This window comes from Proteiniphilum acetatigenes DSM 18083, assembly GCF_000380985.1.
GTDB classification, from domain to species: Bacteria; Bacteroidota; Bacteroidia; order Bacteroidales; family Dysgonomonadaceae; genus Proteiniphilum; species Proteiniphilum acetatigenes.
In genome coordinates, this window is sequence record NZ_KB905707.1 from 34,388 (window position 1) to 54,036 (window position 19,649).

General features: G+C 42.6%; 16 protein-coding genes. 10 read left to right on the forward strand and 6 right to left on the reverse strand.

Features of this window, described 5'->3' with window-relative positions; all coding sequences use genetic code 11:
• Positions 1 to 111: 111 nt before the first annotated feature.
• The 5 genes from F597_RS0117215 (at position 112) to F597_RS0117235 (ending at position 6,159) form a co-directional block, all read left to right on the forward strand.
• On the forward strand, positions 112 to 1,947 hold the full coding sequence (locus tag F597_RS0117215) for a RagB/SusD family nutrient uptake outer membrane protein (RefSeq protein WP_019540997.1): 1,836 nt from the start codon (positions 112 to 114) through the stop codon (positions 1,945 to 1,947).
• A 39-nt stretch (positions 1,948 to 1,986) separates the two neighbouring features.
• Positions 1,987 to 3,105 (forward strand): Ig-like domain-containing protein, encoded by a 1,119-nt coding sequence (locus tag F597_RS0117220; RefSeq protein WP_019540998.1) that lies wholly within the window; start codon positions 1,987 to 1,989, stop codon positions 3,103 to 3,105.
• 108 nt (positions 3,106 to 3,213) lie between these two features.
• Positions 3,214 to 3,417 carry a hypothetical protein gene (locus F597_RS0117225; protein ID WP_139224165.1) on the forward strand — a complete coding sequence of 68 codons (204 nt, stop codon included), beginning with the start codon at positions 3,214 to 3,216 and terminating at the stop codon, positions 3,415 to 3,417.
• A gap of 112 nt (positions 3,418 to 3,529) precedes the next feature.
• Positions 3,530 to 4,645: a glycoside hydrolase family 88/105 protein gene (locus tag F597_RS0117230; RefSeq protein ID WP_019541000.1), complete on the forward strand. Its 1,116-nt coding sequence runs from the start codon at positions 3,530 to 3,532 to the stop codon at positions 4,643 to 4,645.
• Between the two features lie 143 nt (positions 4,646 to 4,788).
• Positions 4,789 to 6,159 (forward strand): family 43 glycosylhydrolase, encoded by a 1,371-nt coding sequence (locus F597_RS0117235; RefSeq protein ID WP_019541001.1) that lies wholly within the window; start codon positions 4,789 to 4,791, stop codon positions 6,157 to 6,159.
• 183 nt (positions 6,160 to 6,342) lie between these two features.
• Here F597_RS0117235 and F597_RS0117240 read toward each other — a convergent pair whose 3' ends face one another.
• Both F597_RS0117240 and F597_RS0117245 read right to left on the reverse strand, forming a co-directional pair.
• On the reverse strand, positions 6,343 to 6,825 hold the full coding sequence (locus F597_RS0117240) for a helix-turn-helix domain-containing protein (RefSeq protein ID WP_019541002.1): 483 nt from the start codon (positions 6,823 to 6,825) through the stop codon (positions 6,343 to 6,345).
• A gap of 130 nt (positions 6,826 to 6,955) precedes the next feature.
• Positions 6,956 to 7,138: a hypothetical protein gene (locus F597_RS0117245; RefSeq protein WP_019541003.1), complete on the reverse strand. Its 183-nt coding sequence runs from the start codon at positions 7,136 to 7,138 to the stop codon at positions 6,956 to 6,958.
• 120 nt (positions 7,139 to 7,258) lie between these two features.
• Between F597_RS0117245 and F597_RS21805 the strand changes: the two genes are divergently transcribed.
• Positions 7,259 to 7,639: a hypothetical protein gene (locus F597_RS21805; protein ID WP_019541004.1), complete on the forward strand. Its 381-nt coding sequence runs from the start codon at positions 7,259 to 7,261 to the stop codon at positions 7,637 to 7,639.
• 116 nt (positions 7,640 to 7,755) lie between these two features.
• Here F597_RS21805 and F597_RS0117255 read toward each other — a convergent pair whose 3' ends face one another.
• The 4 genes from F597_RS0117255 to F597_RS0117270 form a co-directional block, all read right to left on the reverse strand.
• Positions 7,756 to 8,226 carry a hypothetical protein gene (locus tag F597_RS0117255; protein ID WP_026327591.1) on the reverse strand — a complete coding sequence of 157 codons (471 nt, stop codon included), beginning with the start codon at positions 8,224 to 8,226 and terminating at the stop codon, positions 7,756 to 7,758.
• A gap of 111 nt (positions 8,227 to 8,337) precedes the next feature.
• Positions 8,338 to 8,919, reverse strand: a complete 582-nt coding sequence (locus tag F597_RS0117260) for a thymidine kinase (RefSeq protein ID WP_019541006.1) — start codon at positions 8,917 to 8,919, stop codon at positions 8,338 to 8,340.
• A gap of 69 nt (positions 8,920 to 8,988) precedes the next feature.
• Positions 8,989 to 11,577 (reverse strand): DNA mismatch repair protein MutS, encoded by a 2,589-nt coding sequence (gene mutS, locus F597_RS0117265; protein WP_019541007.1) that lies wholly within the window; start codon positions 11,575 to 11,577, stop codon positions 8,989 to 8,991.
• A gap of 283 nt (positions 11,578 to 11,860) precedes the next feature.
• Positions 11,861 to 12,547, reverse strand: a complete 687-nt coding sequence (locus F597_RS0117270) for an SIR2 family NAD-dependent protein deacylase (protein ID WP_026327592.1) — start codon at positions 12,545 to 12,547, stop codon at positions 11,861 to 11,863.
• Positions 12,548 to 12,661: 114 nt separating this feature from the next.
• Here F597_RS0117270 and bamJ (F597_RS0117275) point away from each other — a divergent pair, with 114 nt between their 5' ends.
• The 4 genes from bamJ (F597_RS0117275) to F597_RS0117290 all read left to right on the forward strand — a co-directional run bounded on the left by bamJ (F597_RS0117275) (position 12,662) and on the right by F597_RS0117290 (position 19,412).
• Positions 12,662 to 13,246 carry a BamJ family beta-barrel-assembly machinery protein gene (gene bamJ, locus F597_RS0117275; protein WP_019541009.1) on the forward strand — a complete coding sequence of 195 codons (585 nt, stop codon included), beginning with the start codon at positions 12,662 to 12,664 and terminating at the stop codon, positions 13,244 to 13,246.
• Positions 13,247 to 13,320: 74 nt separating this feature from the next.
• Positions 13,321 to 14,334 carry a BamJ family beta-barrel-assembly machinery protein gene (bamJ, locus tag F597_RS23010; RefSeq protein WP_026327593.1) on the forward strand — a complete coding sequence of 338 codons (1,014 nt, stop codon included), beginning with the start codon at positions 13,321 to 13,323 and terminating at the stop codon, positions 14,332 to 14,334.
• 575 nt (positions 14,335 to 14,909) lie between these two features.
• The gene (locus F597_RS0117285) at positions 14,910 to 18,002 is read left to right on the forward strand and encodes a SusC/RagA family TonB-linked outer membrane protein (RefSeq protein ID WP_026327594.1); all 3,093 of its coding nucleotides are present in this window, start codon (positions 14,910 to 14,912) and stop codon (positions 18,000 to 18,002) included.
• Positions 18,003 to 18,014: 12 nt separating this feature from the next.
• Positions 18,015 to 19,412, forward strand: coding sequence for a RagB/SusD family nutrient uptake outer membrane protein (locus F597_RS0117290; protein WP_019541012.1), 1,398 nt, complete (start codon positions 18,015 to 18,017; stop codon positions 19,410 to 19,412).
• The last annotated feature ends 237 nt before the right edge of the window (positions 19,413 to 19,649 follow it).

Genomic DNA, 19,649 nt, shown 5'->3' on the forward strand with positions numbered 1-19,649 from the left:
AACAAATAAAATAATCGTATGAAACAACCATGATAAAAGATGAATAACCGGACGAATGATGAAATCGTCTTGGATCTTGATTCTTGACTCTTGGTTCTAAAATTTAATCGTATGAAAATCAAATCAATAAAAATACTGATTATCGGCTTATTGGTCAGTTCTTTCAATTCTTGTTTGGATTATCTGGACGTATCTGACGAACTCTCGGGAGGACTGTCCTCTTTCGATCAGGTCTTTAGCAATGTGGATTATACCAAGAGATGGTATGCAAATGTGTATAGTAATATGCCTAATTATTCCAGGTTTTGCAATGCGAATGGAATGGGTGGTATATGGAGCGCGTATACCGATGAGGTGTATAACCGGTGGGCAAATAATACAGGGCGGTATAACGACTGGAATGCAACGAACAACACTTCGGAAAGGTGGGTCGAGTTATACCAGAGGATAAGGCAGGCGAATATATTCCTGGAAAAAGCCAAACCCATCGTAGAAGAAGGAGGTCCTAATGCAGCCACACTTACGCAGGCGGAGGTTGATCGATATAAGGCCAATGTGCGCTTTATGAGAGCATTGTATCATTTTTACCTGATGGAGTTAAATGGGCCGATACCTGTTATTACCCAGTCTTTTACACTGGATGATGAGCTGGATATCCCCCGTAACTCATTGGATGAAGTCATTGATTTTATAGATACCGAGATCAAGGAAGCCATCCCGGGCATGGAGCAGGAACCTTACCATGATAATGAAAGTTTCAGGGCGGTACCTACCAAAGGAGTGGCCCTGGCTGTGCTTGCTAAATTATGGATGTATGCTGCCAGCCCGCTTTATAACGGCGAATATACGGAGGCTTTGCAGTTGCAGAATAAAGACGGTAAATACCTGTTCCCTGCCAAAGATGAAAGCAAAAAGCAGAAAGCGCTTGATGCGTGCAAGGCTTTCATCCACTATGCAGAAGAAAATAACAGGTACGAATTGTATAGAGTGATGTCTAACGGAGTTTTAGATCCTGATCAATCCGTTTACGGGGTTTTCCAGGAGTATAACAGGGAGATCATATGGGCTACTTCGGTCACCTCCTGGGGAGGTGCGGACGGAAACGATTATGATACCTTTACCACACCCCGCAGCGAGAGTAAGGGATTGGGAGATATAGCGGTTGTACAGGAACTGGTTGACGATTTTTATATGAAAGACGGGTTGCCGATCAAAAATACGTCTTTTTTGTCTAAGTCTCCATTGTACAGTGAAACCGGATTCGGCACATACAATGGAGTGGAGGTTTCCAATATGTATATCGACCGTGAGCCGCGCTTTTACAATACGGTCACCTTTTCCGGGAAAAGATGGCATATCAGTAATAAAGAAGTGCAGTTCTACAGAGGTGGGAACGCCGACAACAGGGTGGAAGGATCCCCGAGGACAGGGTATCTCCTCTATAAGAGGGTTAATCGTACCGTGCACATGGATTCCCCGGGAGTCAAGTCCAAGTTCAGACCTTCCATCATCTTCCGCCTGGCTGACTTTTACCTGTTATATGCCGAGGCATTGAATGAAGTCACCCCGTCCGATCCCGATGTATTGGAATATGTAAACCGTGTAAGGGAACGTGCCGGATTGCCGAAGCTGGAAGAACTCAACCCTGCTATAAAAGGAGACCAAAATTTACAACGGGAAGCCATCCGCAGGGAAAGGCGCATCGAGCTGGCAACCGAAGGACAACGTTATTTCGACGTGCGGCGGTGGATGATCGCTGAAAACGCGCCGGGAGAAGGCGGACAGGGAGGAAACTTCCACGGCATGAACATGTATGGGAACAAAACCACATTTCATACAAGAACGGTCATACATGACCGTAGCTTTAAAAGGAAAAATTATTTTGATCCCATACCTTACGCCGCCATTCAGAAAAGTGAGCAACTTGTTCAGAATCCGGGTTGGTAAAATAAATGATAGATGATAATAACATAAAAACAGTGTGCTATGACAAAAAATACATTAATAGTCATTCTTCTGGTGTTCTTTGTTACCGGATTATCATTGACCAATTGTGACAATAACATACCCAAATATGAGAATGTCAGTGTGGAAAGTATAACATTGGACGAAGACCTCAAAAAAGGAGTAAGTATAGAGATCGGCGACTCTCTGGTGATTGCAAACCGGTTAACCGTTTTTCCGGAAGATGCCACCAATAAAATGCAAACGTTTGCCTCTTCCGATGCCGATGTGGCCGTGGTGGATGCCAGGGGAAAAATCAATACAAATTCAGTGGGTACCGCTGTAATAGCTGTAACGGTAGATGGAAAATCCGACGAATTTACATTGACGGTAAGAGAAAAAGACGTCATCGAAATCTCTGAAATAGAAATCATTGATCCTGAAATACATATCAATGTAGGATCTGCCGAAGATCTGAAAACACTCATCATCATATCTCCCGCGGAAGCTTCTATCAACGATTTGCTCTACAGTTCCGACAACCCGTCGGTCGTGGATGTAAACACAAGCGGGATCATCACGGGGGTCGCTGGTGGAACCGCAAAGGTAACCGTTACATCCAAATATGATCCATCCGTTTCGGGAGAATTTAATGTAAGGGTGTTTGAAGACTATTCGCGTGAAGGATGGACGTTAACCGCCTCGCAAAATCCTCTTTTTGTAGAAGGGAACAATAATAAACTGGAACATGCACTCGACGGAGATCCTGCTACATGGTTTGCTTTGGTGAAACCGGGGAAAAGTCATGCGGGTATTTCAATACCTACTGCGGCAAATGGCGGCTTTGTTTATTTCATTGTCGATATGAAAGCAGAACGCGAGGTAAGTTACTTCAGGATCCGTCACAGGAGCGGTACCGATACGCTTCTCAGATACCGGATCATAGAAGAGGTTTCCGGGAGTAACGATGGCGTGAATTTCACTCCTATTGCTACGGATGTTGTTGTCCCGGGCTGGGATGTAGCGGCCACAGTAGAGACGCCGAATCTTGTGATCCCTCAATCGACATACAGGTATCTGAAATTTTATTCTCAGAAGCCGGAATGTTTTGCAACAGACCGGGGATCGGTACAGTTGGCCGAAATCTATATAGGTAAATAGTATTCTTCCATTGATGAACTGAGGTTATAAATGATCCGTGATGCATGGTTGATTATTCCGTCACGATTGAATAGAAAATGTATCACGGGTCATTCAAATATTTATATAATGGAAAGATTTTTCAAAGCAACAGTTTTACTGGCACTCTGCTGTGTCTTTATAGCCTGTGGTGACAAAAATGACGGTCCGGGAAATAATAGTCCGGTTACGGATGCCCCTAAACTATACCGGATAAGGGTGTCACATGACGGGCTGAGGAGCACCGAGTTTCCGATGCCTCCCTGGCAAGTACGGCAAACCAGATACCTGTAACCGGATTGTAAGTTAAAATCAATGAATTGTATAAAACGAGCATGGGCATTATTACTCCCAAGGCATACTTAAATTGTCTTGTGTCTTGATTCCTGGCTCCAACATTTATCGTATGAAAAAGAATTACCGCTTTATTTGTGTATTATTTGTAACTGTTTTCTTGGCAACAAACTCTGTTGCGTCTCAGGATTATTTTGATAATTTCCCTGTAAATGCAGATCCCAAAAGTGTTGGTGATAAACTGAGTAAACGCTTTTTGGAGAGTAAACATCAGTTGTATTTCGATAAAGGAATACATTATGCTGAAGTATGCACCTGGTATGGAGCACTCCGGTTCGCAGAGCTGACCGATGATCAGGCATTGATAAAACAACTGAGAAACCGCTTCGAATTACTGTTCCACATAGAAAAGGATCTTCTTCCCCCGCCCATCCATGTAGACCAGAATATGTTCGGATGCCTGCCTCTCAGATTGTACGGTATAACCGGGGATAAGCGCTATCTGGATCTCGGGCTGCCCTATGCCGACACCCAATGGATACTGCCGGCCAATGCCAGAGAGGAAGAGCGTAAATGGCATGAGAAAGGATATTCCTGGCAAACCCGCCTCTGGATAGATGATATGTATATGATTACGATCGTACAATCCGAAGCCTATACTATTACCGGGAATGCCGAATACATGAACAGGGCCGCCAAAGAGATGGTATTGTATCTGGATGAGTTGCAACATGCCAATGGCCTTTTCTACCATGCACCGGACGTGCCTTTTTATTGGGGACGGGGCGACGGCTGGATGGCGGTAGGAATGACCGAACTTCTGTTCAATTTACCGGAAAGCGATCCCAACAGGGAACGCATCCTTAAAGGGTATCTCCTGATGATGAACAATCTGAAAAAATATATCAACAGAGACGGACTTTGGAATCAACTGATCGATGATCCCGAATCCTGGACGGAAACATCCGGATCGGCCATGTTCACTTATGCCATGATTGCCGGTGTGAAGAACGGCTGGCTGGATGAGGGGGAATTTGCACCTGTCGCCCGCAGGGCCTGGCTCTCATTGTGCAATTATATAAACGATGACAATGATCTTACCGAAGTATGTATCGGCACTGGTAAAAAGAACAGTAAGCAATATTACCTTGATCGCCCTCGTATAGCAGGCGATTTTCATGGACAAGCGCCTGTATTATGGTGTGCTTATGCCTTACTCGATAAATAGTCTAATGAAATTGAACGTTTTCGTTAAGCTAAATGAGCAGAGGATAAGCTTGCTTATACTATGCCATAGCGAAAAAACGCCTAATGAAATTGAAAGGTTAATGTGTCAGCGATTTAGAATACTTCAATAAAACAACTTCAATTATGAGACATCTGTATGCTTGTTTATGTATCTTTTCCCTTCTTTGCTTTGGTTGTGAAGATGGTCCGGATGATCCGGGCAATAGCGAAAAGCCTGCTCTGAAAATAAATACACAGGAAAAACTGGTTGCGAATGCTGCCGGATCATTCGACATCTATGTGACTTCCAATAGTTCATGGACCATTGAATCCAAAAATTCATGGCTGAGACCGGAAAGAAAGGAAGGAAAAGGGGATATATCGGTAAGAATTCAGTATGATGAGAGTACTGCGGATAAACGTACCGGTATCATTGTGTTTACCTGTGAAGGGGTATCCCCTGTTGAACTGACCGTAACCCAGACCAGGCTTACGTTCACCAATCCCATAGCGGGAATACCGGATCCGTGGATCATAAAGCATGAAGGATCTTATTACCTGTGTAAAGCGGACGGAAATGGAATAAATATAGCCCGGTCCGACAAGCTGTCCGAATTCCCCCATACCCGCAGGGTATGGAATTGTCCTATTGACGTGGGGAACAGTAAACCGTGGAACGTGACACATGTCTGGGCGCCCGAATTACATCGCGTCGACGGCAGGTGGTACATCTATTACGCTGCCGGACGTCCCCACTCAGAGACAAATTCCTACGGCTATCAGCGTAGCGGGGTATTACGGGCGAAGACCGACGATCCGATGGGGGAGTGGGAAGATATGGGCATGCTCTATACGGGCGATAACTACCAGCCGGGCGTCGTGCCCGATGCTTCCAACACCCATTACGCGATTGATCTGGGTGTATTCATGTTGAACGGAAAATTATACGCTGTGTGGTCGGGGAATCCGGCTGGCAGTTCCGAGCAAAAGCTCTACATTGCCGCCATGTCTGATCCCTGCACCATATCCTCGTCAAGATCCGCGATATCGGGTGCCGATAAGTATTGGGAACTCATCTCTTCTGCGACGAAAATAAATGAAGGACCGGCATTCCTGAAAAACAGGGAGCAGGGTAAATTTTTTGTGGTCTACTCCTGCAACGGTTCATGGACAAAGCACTATCGTCTGGGTTATATTATGCTCAATGATACGTTGGCTGATCCCACCCATCCTGCTAACTGGACTAAGTCCGTAACGGACGTCTTTTACCGCAACGATGATTCGGCCGGTGCTGATGGAGTGAACGGAGTGGGGCACTGTAGCTTCACAAAATCGCCTGACGATGCGGAAGACTGGATCGTCTACCATGTCAAAAACCGTAACGACAGCGGTTGGTCATCAGGCAGGTCGACATTCATTCAGAAATTTACGTGGAAGCCCGATGGAACACCGTCTTTCGGAACTCCTGCGGGATGGGGAGAGAGCCTGGCAATCCCTTCGGGTGAAAGCCACTGATGCTCATCATCAATATTATTGTCGGCACGGGTATGGGGCATATCCGTGCCGATGTTTATCAGTGTTGTACCGCTTGTACTTTAGGAATATGAGGGTAAAATAGACATCCGCCTTGAAGGCGGTCGTCGGGTGCCCGGGTAAACAAATATATGCAAGATACTGTTTTTTCTGTAAGAACAGGGATCAGGGAATATCCTGTAATCTGCTTTTACGGGGTGGAATACCGTAACGTTTGGTATATAGGCTTATCAAATGCGATATATTCTTGAAGTTGTACATGGCGGCTATATCTGTAATGCTCATATCCGAATTGACCACTAATGAGTTGATTTCTTCCATTTTCCTGTCTAACATCCATTGATAAGGCGTTTGTCCGAAACACTTCTTAAAATGACGTGTGAAAGTTTTTATGCAATCATAACCACAAAGTCCCGCCAGTTCATACATATTTTTTGCAGAAGAGTAATTACTTAACACACTATCCTCAAAGCGTTTTGATTTTGAAGAACGCGGGATCAGTTTTACAAGTACGATCTCATTATCGGGCGACGAGGTAACTCTGCTTTTTAGTCCGTCCGAGAAAGTAAACGTGCATGATACTACATCCGTCAGCAAATATTTGCGTACGTCATTCCTTCTGTTATTTTTTAATTTAATGCCGTCCATACAATCTTCCACTACTTAGATGAATATTTTTAATGACCGCAGTCAAGACAGCGAATATGCTACTTTTACAGGGTTTTGCAGATAAGTGTATAAATTATTGATATATAGTTGGGTAGGGTGTTTTTGACTTTTATTTGTCGATAATTTTTAATTCGACACCCCCTTTTGCAATCGCTGTTTGTCTGATTCTTTTTGATAATTCCGTATTTGTTTTACCATTTAACGCCTTCCGGATCGTAGGGTACGTTACATTGAGCAGTTTCATAATCTCTTTTCGTACCGAATAGTCAACTTTTATGATAGTATTTTCCATTTTTGTTATATGTGAAAATTTTTCTATACCTTTATAGCGGTTTTCAAATTGAAACTTTACGCAAAGTTATAGACAATTTTCTAATTAATCAAATTTTCCCGGACAATTTTCTATTTTTTCATGAAAATAATACAAAGGTTATATCAATATATAAATGAGAAGGGGGTAAGGCCGGCTGAGTTTGAGAGGATGATTGGCGTTTCCAATGGTTATATAAGTAAAATGTATGCAAGGCTTTCGGATGTAGGGGAGGGTATTCTTTTACAGATAATAGAAAATTGTCCGGATTTGAACCCGATGTGGTTGATTTTAGGCAGAGGTGAAATGTTCAATGATCCGGGAGATAATAATATTCCGGAACCGGTTTTAGATAAACTTCTCAATGAGATCAAAGAATTATCAGCCAAGAATGAGAGACTAAAAATGGAAAATGAACGTTTAGCCAATGAAATAGGAAAAAAAAGCCTGTCTTATAAATCTTCTGCTGTCGTCGGGCCGTAATTGAGGTCATATAATTTTACCATCCATTTGGTCAAAAAAAAAGGAGTTGCCTTGTTAGAGACAACTCCCTCTCTAGAAAAGAATTACTCGTAAAATTCAAAACAGTTTCTTAATTTTTATCTGAACGTGTAGCGCAAACTGAGTGCAAATCCGCTAAACCAATAGTCGTTGTAGCTGTTGGTGAAATTAAACGAGGGCTTCCAGTCTAAAGAGACATTAAACGGAGCCGTGGGGAAGACATACTCGATACCTCCAATCAGATCAGCTCCAAGCAGAAAAGCGTTGTCGTAACGGTTTTTATCTTTGCGTATTCCCCCGAGATGGGCGCCAAGTCCCACATACCAATCTAAGCCGGGTGCACCGGGGATAGGTTGTTGATATTCGTACAACCCGGTAAGCAAGAAGTAATTGGGTGATGCTGCAAGGATAAACTCGCCTGCCGATGCGGGTGCAAAGAAATGTTTCAGCGTTACACCGCTGTCATAGCCCAATCTCACACCGAGGGCGGTATTGTACTGTTGTGCGTTGAGTGTAGTTGCAAAAGCTGTCATTAGAAGAGCTGCGAAAAGTAGTTTTTTTAGTTTCATACGATTGGTTTATATAGGAAGATAACAAATAACCGTGCATATTGTTTGCTGTCATTTAAAAACATTATCGAATTATCATCCCAACCTCTTCCCGGTTTCACTATTAGTTTTTCACTTTTCACTTTTCACTTCTAAATAGCATTTTCTGCAGAGAGGCTGGTATTCGTCGGTCTCGCCTAACATCACCTGTTTATCGTTTTTTACCAACCGGTGCGAGTAGTTTGCCAGGTTACCGCAACGTACGCAGATGGCATGTACTTTTATTACATCATCGGCAATGGCACACAATGCCGGCATCGGGCCGAAGGGAATGCGTTTGAAATCCATGTCGAGCCCGGCAATGATCACCCTGATCCCCTGGTCGGCCAGATTCTGGCACACATCCACTAATCCCATGTCGAAGAACTGTGCCTCATCGATCCCTATCACTTCCGCTCCCGAGGAGAGAAGTAAGATATTACTGGAGTGTTCCACAGGGGTGGAAAGAATGGCGTTTTTATCGTGCGATACTACCTCCTCTTCGGAATAGCGGGTATCGATGGCGGGCTTAAAGATTTCTACCGTTTGACGTGCAAACTGGGCACGGCGTAATCTGCGCAGTAATTCTTCGGTTTTGCCGGAGAACATTGATCCGCAAATAACTTCGATGCGTCCGGTGCGTGCTGTTTCGTTTAGTTTGTTTTCGTTATACATCTTCTGTTCGGATGTTTCTTTCCTGATATGTTTTCTGACGGTTTACCAGGTACGGCAATATAAGGGGAATTATTTTCCTTTGACAATTTTCTTGATTTCGTTTAGTTTGTTGAGTGCCTCGATGGGGGTTAGGTTGTTTACATCGAGGTTGATGATCTCGTCTCGCACCTGACTGAGGATCGGATCATCCAATTGGAAGAAACTCAACTGATAGCCTTCCCGTTTTTCTACAAAATCCTGAATAGGTTTTTTGATCATCTCTTTCCGGTTAGAGGATTCCATCTGGGCAAGGATCGCATCTGCCCGGTTGGTAATACTTTGTGGAACACCGGCCATTTTTGCCACATGGATACCGAAGCTGTGCTCGCTTCCGCCCGGCACTAATTTACGCAGGAAGATCACTTTATTGTCGATCTCCTTTACCGCCACATTGTAGTTCTTAATACGTTTGAACGATTTCTCCATCTCATTCAGTTCGTGATAATGCGTAGCGAAGAGTGTCTTGGCTCGCGCTTTCGGATTTTCGTGTATATATTCCACTATCGCCCAGGCGATGGAGATACCGTCGTAGGTGCTTGTCCCACGTCCCAGTTCATCAAAAAGGACCAAACTGCGATCTGACAGGTTATTGAGGATATTGGCCGCTTCGTTCATCTCTACCATAAAAGTGGATTCACCAAGAGAGATGTTGTCCGATGCACCTACTCTGGTAAATATCTTATCTACCAGTCCGATCTTCGCGGAATCGGCCGGTACAAAACATCCGATCTGTGCCATCAGCGTGATAAGTGCAATCTGGCGGAGGAGTGCCGATTTTCCCGCCATATTGGGTCCCGTAATGATGATGATCTGTTGGTTTTCGCTATCCAAATAAAGGTCGTTTGCAATAAACGGTTCTCCGGCAGGGAGTTGTTTCTCGATTACCGGATGGCGGCCGCTTTGTATGTCGATGATTTCGGAGTCGTTGATCTCCGGCCGGATATACTTGTTTTCTTGTGCTACGTTGGCGAAAGCGAGAAGACAATCGGCCCGGGCAATTATGTTAGCGTTGGTCTGTATAGCAGGAATATATCCCAGCAGGCTTTCTACCAATGAGGAGTAAATACGGTTCTCAAGCGAGATAATTTTCTCTTCGGCTCCCAGGATCTTCTCTTCATATTCTTTCAGTTCTGCCGTGATATATCGTTCGGCGTTTACTAATGTCTGTTTGCGTATCCAGTCTGCCGGGGCTTTGTCTTTATGGGTGTTGCGTACTTCGATATAATAGCCGAAGACATTGTTAAAAGCTACTTTTAGCGATGGTATACCGGTCCTTTCACTCTCTCGTTGCTGGATTTGCATCAGGTAATCTTTACCTGAATAGGCGATCTGGCGCAGTTCGTCCAACTCTTTGTCCACACCCTTCCTGATATATCCACCCTTGTGTAGCAAGGTCGGTGGGTCAGGGACAATCTCTTTTTCGATACGATCCCGGATCGCGAGGCAGGGGTCGAGTTTCTCTCCCATCTCTACAATACTTTGGTTATCGGATGAGAGGAAAGCTTCCCTGATTGGCTCAATGGCAGTGAGCGCTACTCTCAATTGCGCTACTTCCCTCGGATTGATCCTCCCCGTGGCGGCTTTAGAGATGATCCGCTCTAAATCGCCTATGAGTGGGAGTTGTTGTTCAAGCAACATTTTCAGTTCCGGATTCCGGAAAAAATGTTCTACTACGTCCAGGCGTGACTCGATAGGTTTAGCTTCCTTCAAGGGAAACACCGTCCATCTGCGCAGCAGTCGTGAACCCATTGGGGAAATGGTTTTGTCAAGCACATTGAGAAGGCTTTTTCCTCCTTCGTTGAGAGGATTGATCAATTCCAGGTTGCGTATGGTGAATCTGTCGAGTCTTACGAAACGCTCTTCTTCAATACGTAACAAGGAAGTTATATGTCCAATATGTTTATGTTGCGTGATATCCAGGTAATGGAGTATGGCACCTGAAGCGATAATTCCTTGTGTAAGCTGCTCGATCCCGAAGCCTTTCAGATTTTTTGTCTGAAAATGGGAAAGTAATCTGTCGCGGGCACTGCTTTCAGTAAAAATCCAGTCGTCCAGTTCAAAAAGGAACCATTGAGAACCGAAGGCTTCTTCAAACTTCTTTTTATTGCCTCGTTCAATGAGTATCTCTTTCGGAGCAAAGTTGGAAAGAAGCTTATCAATATCATCCACTGTACCTTCAGCAGTGAGGAATTCACCGGTAGAAATATCGAGAAAAGCAGTCCCGAACCGATTCCCTTTTTCCATATGCATTGCACAGAGAAAATTATTTTCTTTGTGATTCAATATGTTATCGTTGATAGAGACCCCAGGAGTGACTAATTCCGTAATTCCCCGCTTCACCAGTTTCTTGGTCATCTTTGGATCTTCCAATTGGTCGCAGATAGCCACCCGTTTGCCTGCACGCACTAGTTTCGGCAGGTAGGTATCCAGAGCATGATGAGGAAAACCTGCCAGTTCCACAAACTGCGCCGTACCGTTTGCCCTTCGTGTAAGTGTAATACCCAGTATTTCTGAAGCCACGACGGCATCATCCGAAAATGTCTCATAAAAATCACCTACACGAAACAGCAATATAGCGTCGGGATGTTGTGTTTTTATCTCAACGTACTGCTTCATCATCGGTGTTTCTGCTATCTTTTTTCCCACAAATCTTTATTTACAATTACCAATTAGCAATTACTAATTACCAAATCTTGAATCTTGAATCTTGAATTTGAAATTGTGAATCCAAGAAGCGAAATTACAAAAAAAGCATGACTATCGAAAAATTAAAATCGATTTGTAATTTTCTCGATAATGATAAAACCTGCTTTATGGGATACAATCAGTGTATTTATTCCGTGAAATTATTGATGTCTATATCATACGAGATCAGATCATTAATGAACAAACGCTTTAAGAATTACTGTAGCAGTCGTCTTAGTTCTTTAATCCCTTCCGAAGCCCCTTTTTGAATATGATGGATATCGTAACGGTTTGTATGCACATCTTTTGGATCAATTAAATATACCGGTGCATTCTTTCTTATGTCATTGAGCAATCCGGCGGCCGGATATACATTCATGGAAGTACCGATGATAACGAAGATATCGGCCTGCCGGCAAATTTTTTCCGCTTCGTGGATCATAGGAACCGCCTCGCCGAACCAGACGATATGGGGGCGTAGCTGGAACCCTTTTTCACAGGTGTCACCCAAATGCATATCGATATGCTCCGGGTCGATATCGTAAACAAGCGAATCATCTCCGGTAGAACGTGCTTTCATCAGTTCCCCATGTAGATGCAGTACCTTTGTGCTTCCGGCCTGCTCATGCAGGTTATCGATATTTTGAGTGATAATGTGGATATCGAACTCTTTTTCCATCTCTGCCAGTTCATAATGCCCTTCATTGGGTATGGCTTTCATCAGTTCACGACGGCGTATATTGTAGAAATTCAGGACTAATTCGGGATTCACTTCAAACCCTTCGGGAGTAGCTACTTGTTCCACCGGATATTGTTCCCACAACCCTCCGGAATCCCGGAAAGTAGCAATCCCGCTCTCTGCGCTCATCCCGGCTCCTGTAAGTACAACCAGTTTCTTTTGCATATTCTTCTTTGTTATGTCAGCCAGAGGCAAATATAGTTTTTTATTGCCGGAAAATGAAGATAATTCATATTAAAATCTTACTTTTGTGAGTTAAAATCAAAAAGAAAGAGTTAGATGGACAAACTAAGTTACGCGTTAGGGATGAGTATGGCTTCAAATTTGATGAATTCAGGATTGAAGCTGATCGATGTGGAATCATTTGTGAAAGCCTTTACGGAGATTATGAATAATACCACCCCCTCCATGAGCCCTCAGGAGGCAAATCAGGTTATTCAAAGCTATTTTAGCAAGATACAGGATGAGATGTTGGAGAATAATCTGAAAGAGGGAGAAGCATTTCTTGAAGAGAACAGTAAAAAAGAGGGTGTAGTTACGCTTTCCAGCGGATTACAGTATGAAGTGCTGAAGGAAGGAGACGGAGCTAAACCGAAAGCTACCGACAAAGTGAAATGCCACTATCACGGCACATTATTGAATGGTCAAGTCTTTGACAGTTCCGTACAGAGAGGCCAACCTGCTGTTTTTGGTGTAAATCAGGTGATCAAAGGATGGGTAGAAGCGCTTCAACTAATGTCTGTAGGGTCGAAGTGGAGATTGTATATTCCTTCCGATCTTGCTTACGGAACACAGGGGGCAGGAAACTCCATTGAACCTAATTCCGCTCTTATTTTCGATGTAGAGTTATTGGGAATAGAGTAATTAATAATACTTATATTACTTTCTTATTTTCCCTTACAAAATCAACATAATACATTATTAATATATAGAAGAAAATGAAGAAAACAATTTTAGGCGCATTTTGTGCCATGACTGTGCTGGCAGTGTTGATGGTGTCCTGCGGAGGAGCCTCCACGCCGAAGACCTCCCTGAAAAATTCTGTGGACAGTGTCTCTTATGCCTATGGTGTAAGTATGGCAGAGCAGGGATTAGTGCAATACCTCGAACAGCAAGGAGTATTGCAAAGTGCATCCAACATCGAATACGATTATCAGATGAGGATTGCTGCTGCCGATTCTACCCAAAAGGCAGCATTACAAAAAGAGATGGCCGCAAAGATCGACTCAGTGAACAAGATCAATGCTCCCCGTCTTAATGAATTTATTAAAGGGTTAAAAGCAGCAATGAATCTTGAGGAGAAGTCTCCTTATGCCCAGGGGTTAAGTATTGGAGTACAGTTTTCCCAGATGATGCTTCCTCAATTCAACTCGATGCTTTTCGGATCCGACTCCACACAAAAAGTGGATAACGACCAGATTATGGCCGGATTGATCTCTGTATTGAAAAATCAACAGTTGGCTATCAGTACGATGGATGCCAACGCGTTAGTGCAGAAAAAGATGGAGGAGGCCCAGGCTGCCAGCCAAGCTCGTCAGGAAGAAGAACTTAAGGTACAGTATGCCGATAGTATTGCCGCCGGTGATGCGTATCTTGCCGAGAATGCTAAAAGAGAAGGAGTGGTTACGCTCCCCAGCGGATTGCAATATGAGGTCCTTCGTGAAGGTAACGGGCCGATTCCCACTGATACCGATCGTGTGAAAGTACATTACCACGGTACGTTGATCAATGGTACTGTGTTTGACAGTACTGTAAACAGGGGAGAACCCGCCACATTTGGTGTGAACCAGGTGATCGCCGGTTGGACTGAAGCGTTGAAGCTGATGCCCGTAGGATCGAAATGGAGATTATATGTTCCCTATGATCTGGCATACGGAGCACAGGATCGTGGAACCATCAAACCATTTTCCAATCTTATTTTCGATGTAGAATTATTGGGAATAGAAGAATAAGCAATTCTCGGAATAGGAGTAAGAAAGGGTGGCCAAAAGGTCACTCTTTTTTTGTTTTATTGTTTTTTGAATAATCGATTGGTTTTATCTTTTTTATATTGATTTCTTCAATATTCAATAAAAAATAAAGAAATTTTCAATTTTTACTTGCATAATGTTTTTTGAGGGTGTATATTTGCACTATTATAGATTGTAAGGTTGTAGTATTTGAATTTGTTAAAATCCCATGACCGTTTTTGCTATTATGTTTCGGTGGAATTTTTAATGAAATATATCAAAAACAGGGATGAAAATTTCAGTCTGACGTTTTTTTTAAAAAAAAAGTGCAAAAAACCACGTAATTAAAATAAATGATTTATATTTGCGCAACGTATATATAACCACAAAAATGTTAAAATTATGTAGAGTGGTGTTGTAAGATAGTAGAGTTATAGAGTCTCTATGATAGGAAAGGTGTTTGTATGTTAATTATTTTGATAATTAATCTTGTATTATTAGTTAAAGCCCTTCCAGCCTATTGAATTGATAGGATAAAAGATGATATTATAATAGTGTTTAATTTAAAAGTAGAGTTTATGAAAAGAAAGCTAACTATGTTTTTAGCCCTGTTCTTTATTGGGATAGGGCTTGCTGTGGCTCAGACCCAGGTACGCGGTACCGTGGTTGATGAAGCGGGCGAACCGGTGATCGGGGCTACCATCCAGATTAAAGGAACATCGCAGGGAACCGTTTCCGATATTGACGGTAATTTCAACCTGTCTGCCCCTGCCGGTGGTACGCTCGTGATTTCCTATGTAGGATATCAAACACAGGAAGTGCCCGTGAGTGCAAATGTGCAGGTGCAATTAACTACTGACACAGAATTATTGGATGAGGTGGTTGTGGTTGGGTATGGAACAACAACCCGGAGAGCTTTTACCGGTGCCGCTTCCTCTGTTTCCAATGATTTAATTGAAAACAAGATTGATATTAATCCTGTTAAGGCACTTGCCGGAACTGTTCCCGGCTTGCAGATGAATGTAGGTTCCGGACAACCGGGTGCTCCGGCCAATATCTTTATTAGAGGTCGAAACTCCGTAAACTCCGGTACGCAACCTTTATATGTAATTGATGGAGTACCCTTCGAGACGGGTATACAGGGAATGCGTCAGAGTGAAGGGCAACAGATGAGCCCTCTGGCCACCATTAGTGCGCAGGATATTGAAAGTGTTACGGTACTGAAGGATGCAAGTGCTACTTCTATTTATGGAGCAAGGGCTGCCAATGGTGTAATTGTGATTACCACGAAAAAAGGTAAGAGAGGATTGAATATTGATTTTACGGCAAGAGTGGGTACCGAGAGTATGCCGAGTTATACAGATAACTATAAACTTGTGGATGCCGATACCTATAGACAACTTTCAAAGGAAGCATTGTTGAATGGTTATAATTATGCTTCGACAGTAGGAAGATCAAGTTACTTTCAACTATATAATGACGCTTATAGCTTAGGACTTCCTTATAATGAATCGGGAGCAGAAGATTTTTTCAGTTGGTATACCGAAATTGATTACGACTCTCCTTATAATACTGACTGGTTAAAAGAGGTTACACGTACGGGATTGATTCAAAATTATACCCTGACACTCAATGGAGGCGGTGAAACTGCTACAGCGGCACGTTATTATACTTCTGTGGATTATTTCGATACGAAGGCTATCGTGAGAGGAAAAGACATGAAGAGGTATTCTTTCCGTTTTAATTTTGATCAGGCACCTACTGAGAAAGTAGCTTATGGATTCAATTCCAATGTGGCACATACCATTACCAATATGGGAGCCGGAGGAGGATATTTCTCCGATCCCATCACGCAGGCTATTATGCAAAGTCCGCTTTCTCCTGTCTATAATGAAGACGGCACATGGAATTTTAATACCATTAATGGTTATAACCCGGTTGCCCAAAGAAGTGAGTTAGGAGATAAAAGTGAAGCAAAACAGTATCGTTTTATTTTTTCTCCCTATGTAACTTATAAATTTATTGATGAATTAAGTTTTACATCACGATTAGGTGTGGATGGGTACCTGATTGATGAGTTTGGAACCTGGTCATTCCTGCAACCACAAGGTAAGGATATGAGAGGCTTGGGTGAAAATGGTTACAGGGCTAATTTTGTTACAACCATTACGAACACACTCAATTATGGCAAAAATTTTGACGGACATAATCTGGATGTATTGTTAGGGCAGGAAGGACAAAAAACCAACTATAAAGGTACTTATCTGGCCGGATCAAATTATCCCGTTGACTATTTGGAAGATGTTGAACTGGCAGCTACTCCGGGTAGTGCTTCTACAACCAGGAGGGAGTTGGTTTTAAATTCATATTTTTCAAGAGCTGAATATAACTATAATGAAAAATATTATCTGTCCGGAAGTTTTCGTATGGATGGTTCTTCCAGATTCTCAAAGGAAAACCGATGGGCTCCTTTCTGGTCAGCCGGTGCTAAGTATCGTATATCAAGTGAAAACTTTATGCAAGGAATTGACTGGTTGGATGATTTGACCGTTCGTGCCAGCTACGGTACATCAGGTAATCAAACAGTAGGAAATCTTGATATAATGCAGGGTTGGTATGCTTCGCGCAATCTCTATGATTTTGGTTATAACTACAATGGACAACCGGGTTCAAACCGTTTGCAGATTGGAAATAGTTCGTTGAAATGGGAAAGAACTGCCAAATTTAATGTGGGATTGGATGTTATGTTATTTAATTTCCTGACTGTGTCTGCCGATTATTATAAACACAGAACAAAGGATATGGTATTTGGTGTACCGCTTTCACGCACTACAGGTATGAGTTCTTCTTACCTCAATGTGGGAGAATTGGAAAACCAAGGTGTGGAATTCTCCATAATGGCACGTCTCTTCAGTCGGAATGATTTCTCCTGGAACGTGACTCTAAACGGTTCACACAATAAAAATGAGATTATCAAGTTAAGCACTGATAATCCAATTGAATATACTTATCAAATTATAGAACCGGGAAAAGATTACTATACTTTCTTTATGAAAGAGTGGGCTGGGGTTGACCCGGAAACCGGAGTTGGTATGTGGTACCTGAACGAAGAAGGAGATGAAACAACCACCAATTATAATGCTGCTAAAAAACGGTATGTGGGTAAAGCGACTCCTGATTTTCAAGGTGGACTTACCAATAATCTCCAATGGAAAGGGTTTGATATGAGTTTCCAAATTAATTTCTCGGTAGGCGGTAAAATATATGGAAACCATCTGCGTTATGATGAACAAATTGGTAATTCGTTCGGATCTCCATTTACAAAATATGTGGCTGAAAACAGATGGCAGAAACCTGGGGATATTGCAAAGGTGCCGATGTTAATGTTTACCACCGGTGTAACCGAAAATTCGCATTCATCCCGTTTCCTGATGGATGGCTCTTATGTGAAATTCAGATCTTTGTCTTTAGGTTATACCTTGCCTAATCGCATTGTATCGAATATCGGATTGAGTAAGACCCGTCTGTTTTTCAATGCTGAAAATCTATTCACGATTGCCGATGCAGATTATAGGGGTTTTGATCCCGGAAGCGTTGATGCTAATGGTGTTCAATGGTGGAATTATCCTACTCCACGTTCATTTGTGTTTGGTTTAACTTTAGGATTTTAAAATTGATAGATTATGAAAAGAATACTTATATATATATTTAGTCTGGTTGTCGGATTATCGACATTCTGGTCTTGCGATTTCGAAACGGATATCTACACAGCCATTGACATGGATAATGCTTTCGGATCGGCACAGGATATAGAAAATGCATTGAATGGAGCATATAGAAATGTGGGAAGTTATTACTACAGGGGAAACAGGGTGATTGCTATAGGCGATATGGCTTCAGATGTAGCTGAAGCGGATGCTAGTACAGGTCACTTCGTCGCAATCAATATGTGGACATTTACCGATACCAGTGGTGAATTATTGGATGCCTGGACATATGCTTATAAAGTAATAGACCAGTCCACAAGAGGGATCAACGGTTCCCTGGAATTGCTTAATGGCGGAAATCTGCCTGAGGGTGATGATGCCAGGTTGGAATCAGCTCTCTCTCAATTCTATGCATTGAGAGCATTAGCACATTTTGACTTAGTAAATCTTTTTGGTCTTCCTTATAAGGCAGGTGGAAATAACTCTCAGTTGGGTATAGTTATTGTAGATCAGGAGCCTATTGAAGATTTTCAACAAGTTTCAAGATCGACAGTAGAAGAGACCTATGCACATGTATTGAAAGATATCAACAGTGCCAAGCAGTATGTAACAGGAGGGATCAATCAATATTATTTCAATGAAGCGGCCATCTATGCGTTGGAAGCACGTGTAAATCTCTATATGCATAGGTATGAAGCTGCAATCACAGCAGCCAATAAAGCCATTGAGCTCCGCAACTCTAATGGAGTCGATAATGCGACCTATTTGTCAATGTGGAGAAGTACGGCTATAAGTGGTGAGGATATATTCACTTTGGTAAAATCAAATGATGATAACTTGTCCGCTAATGCATTGAACACGTTGTACGGATCATATGGAGGACAGGTATCTCAATTTACAAAAGAAAAATTTGCAGCTAATGATATCCGTGGAGGTTTAATTTCTGCTACGAATCATCCCGGAAAATATGATGGAATACCTTCTGCTGCTGCAGTTAGTAACGTTCCTGTTTTCAGGCTATCTGAAATGTATTTGATCGTTGCTGAGTCTCAAGCACAATTGAATAATATCAGTGCTGCCCAGACTGCTCTGCTTTATACTGCAAAAAGAAATACCGATATAACCACAGTCGCAGATCTACCTGCTACCCAGGCCGGTTTATTGGAATTTATAGCGGACGAAAGAATTCGTGAGTTCTTCACAGAAGGACATCGTTTCTATGATCTGAGAAGAACCGGAGCAGTCGCTACCATTGCAGGTGATGATCAGTTTGTAGCTGCCAACTTTGTATATCCTATTCCTTCTGAAGAGATCAATGCTGGATTTGGTGTGATCCAAAACGAAGGTTGGAGTGATAACTTGCCCAATCGCTAAAAAGTTGAAATTATACAAATAACCATAGTTTAGATTCTGTGATTAAGCTAAGAGGAAAAGCTGTCTCAAGACGAGGCAGCTTTTTTGGTGATATGCTGTGCAGTGTGCCGTGAAAACGGGAGATAATTCTCTCGTTCGTAACTGCAATATAGATGGGAGTTTGGCCTCCCGCAATCGCTTTACAGGAAGAGGTGTAAGCCGGTGTATGCTGCTTTGTCCAAAAGTCAAGGTAGTAAG